Genomic DNA, 3,183 nt, shown 5'->3' with positions numbered 1-3,183 from the left:
AAGACGTACCTTGAAAACTGAATAATAACTGCGAAACAAAGATTATAGTAAGTTCTTTTAAGAAATATTGCAATTTCAAAAGGAAGGGTAACAATAATCTTCGTTGGCAAGAGAGAATCAAGAGGAAATACAAGCCATTCTCGAAAGAGAATAGTTTGAATGGTCAAGCGAACAAGGGCGCAGGGCGAATGCCTTGGCACTGGGAGCCGATGAAAGACGTGATAAGCTGCGATAAGCTTCGGGGAGCTGCAAATAAGCATTGATCCGGAGATCTCTGAATGAGGAAACTCACTTGAGTTCATACTCAAGTACGTTGTACTGAACTTCAAAATAGGTACATCGAGGGAACCGCCTGAACTGAAACATCTAAGTAGGGCGAGGAAGAGACATCAAACGAGATTCCGTAAGTAGTGGCGAGCGAACGCGGAAGAGGGCAAACCGGGAGTCGAAAGACTTCCGGGGTACGGAGCGCATTTAAGACTTAAGTTGTTAACCGAACGGCATGGGAAGGCCGGTCAGAGAGTGTGAGAACCACGTAGGTGAAAACGATGAGAGCTGAGCGATTTCCAGAGTACGGCCGGACACGTGAAACCCGGTCGGAATACGGGGGGACCACCCTCCAACCCTAAATACTACCCAGTGACCGATAGCGTATAGTACTGTGAAGGAAAGGTGAAAAGCACCCCGGGAGGGGAGTGAAAAAGAACCTGAAACCCTGTGCCTACAAGCACCTAGAGCGCGTCAAAGCGTGATAGGGTACTTTTTGTAGAACGGTCCGGCGAGCGATTGTATGCAGCAAGGTTAAGGACTTCAGGTCCGGAGCCGAAGCGAAAGCGAGTTTGAAAAGGGCGTTAAGTTGCATATAATGGGCCCGAAACCGGGTGACCTACCCATGGTCAGGTTGAAGTGGAAGTAAAATTCCATGGAGGACCGAACCGACCTCCGTTGAAAAGGCGGCGGATGAACTGTGGGTAGCGGAGAAATTCCAATCGAACCCGGAGATAGCTGGTTCTCCCCGAAATAGTTTTAGGACTAGCCTCAAGTTAGATATCTGGAGGTAAAGCACTGAATAGCCTAGCGGCCGAGAGGTTAGCGAAGCTTATCAAACTCAGAATGCCAGAATATTGATGCTTGGGAGTCAGACAGTGTCAGATAAATGTCATTGTCAAAAGGGAAACAGCCCAGATCTACAGCTAAGGTCCCAAAGTTAGGTTAAGTGGAAAACGATGTGAAGATACGCAGACAACCAGGATGTTGGCTCAGAAGCAGCCACTCATTCAAAGAGTGCGTAATAGCTCACTGGTCGAGCGTCTTTGCGCGGAGAATTTAACGGGGCTAAACCTAACACCGAAGCTTAGGCAATGTACTTTGTACATTGGGTAGGGGAGCGTTGTATACGCGGCGAAACAGTAGCGCAAGCGGCTGTGGAGTGTATAGAAGTGAGAATGCCGGAATGAGTAGCGCGAATGCAGTGAGAATCTGCATGGCCGAAAGCCTCAGGTTTTTGGAGGAAGGTTCGTCCGCTCCAAGTTAGTCGGGAGCTAAGGTGAGGCCGAGAGGCGTAGCCGATGCACAGACGGTAGAGATTCCGTCACCACCAAAAGAGTTAAGCACAGGGACACATTTGAAGTCTCAGAGCCGGGTGTTGGTTCCGGTAGAGATCGAGGGAAGTTAGTACCGAAGTCTGGGATGGAAGATGGCGAGAAAAGCTGTGTGGATTTCTGAGGTGCCCGTACCGCAAACCGACACAGGTAGGTAGGAAGAAGATTCTAAGGCCAACGGGAGAAGGGTTGTTAAGGAACTCGGCAAATTGACCCCGTAACTTCGGGAGAAGGGGTGCTCCAGAGATGGAGCCGCAGAGAATCGGCCCAAGCAACTGTTTACCAAAAACACAGGTTTGTGCTAAATCGAAAGATGACGTATACGAGCTGACGCCTGCCCGGTGCTGGAAGGTTAAGAGGAGATGTGCAAGCATTGAATCGAAGCCCCAGTGAACGGCGGCCGTAACTATAACGGTCCTAAGGTAGCGAAATTCCTTGTCAGGTAAGTTCTGACCCGCATGAAAGGCGTAATGATTTGGGCACTGTCTCAACAGCCCGCCCGGCGAAATTGTAGTACCGGTGAAGATGCCGGTTACCCGCGACAAGACGGAAAGACCCCATGGAGCTTTACTGTAGCCTAATATTGGGTTTCGATGTTGCATGCACAGGATAGATGGGACTCTGGGAAACCAGTGCTTTGGCGCTGGCGGAGAGGCCGTTGGGATACCATCCTTGCGATATTGGAATTCTAACCTGCGGCTCTGAATCGAGTCGGGGGACATTGTTAGGTGGGCAGTTTGACTGGGGCGGTCGCCTCCTAAAAAGTAACGGAGGCGTTCAAAGGTTCGCTCAGCTTGAACGGAAATCAAGCAAAAGAGTGCAAACGCAGAAGCGAGCCTAACTGCGAGACTGACGGGTCGAGCAGTAACGAAAGTTGGAGTTAGTGATCCGGTGGTATGTGAGTGGAAATGCCATCGCTCAACGGATAAAAGTTACCCTGGGGATAACAGGCTGATCTCCCCCAAGAGTCCACATCGACGGGGAGGTTTGGCACCTCGATGTCGGCTCATCGCATCCTGGGGCTGTATTCGGTCCCAAGGGTTTGGCTGTTCGCCAATTAAAGCGGTACGCGAGCTGGGTTCAGAACGTCGTGAGACAGTTCGGTCCCTATCTGTCGTGGGCGCAGGATATTTGATGGGAGCTGTCCCTAGTACGAGAGGACCGGGACGGACGTACCTCTGGCGCACCAGTTGTTCTGCCAAGAGCATAGCTGGGCAACTACGTACGGATCGGATAAACGCTGAAAGCATCTAAGCGTGAAGCCGACCCAAAGATAAGATATCCCACTGTTTCAGACAGGTAAGATCCCTTGAAGACTACAAGGTTGATAGGCACGATGTGTAAGTGGAGTGATCCATTCAGCAAGCGTGTACTAATAGATCGAGGGCTTGACCACAATTCGCTTGAGACTCTCAAGAAAAGTCAACGAAAAGTAGCAGTGATTATTCAGTTTTGAAGGCACGTCCTTCTAAAAACACTGGACAAACAGTAGACCGTATGGTATACTGAACCAGTCATATGGTCGGTGACGATGACGGTGAGGTTCCACCTGTTCCCATTCCGAACACAGAAGTTAAGCTCA

General features: G+C 50.1%; 2 rRNA genes. Both read left to right on the top strand.

The window, feature by feature from the left end:
* The first annotated feature begins 161 nt into the window (after window positions 1-161).
* Window positions 162-2,997, top strand: a 23S ribosomal RNA gene (locus C4N23_RS13535).
* A 125-nt stretch (window positions 2,998-3,122) separates the two neighbouring features.
* A 5S ribosomal RNA gene (gene rrf / locus C4N23_RS13530) occupies window positions 3,123-3,183 on the top strand; the annotation flags it as partial.

It is taken from the genome of Faecalibacterium hattorii (genome assembly GCF_003287455.1).
GTDB lineage: Bacteria > Bacillota > Clostridia > Oscillospirales > Ruminococcaceae > Faecalibacterium > Faecalibacterium hattorii.
The sequence above is the reverse complement of the archived record's forward strand: the minus strand, read 5'-3'. Positions and strand labels throughout refer to the sequence as shown.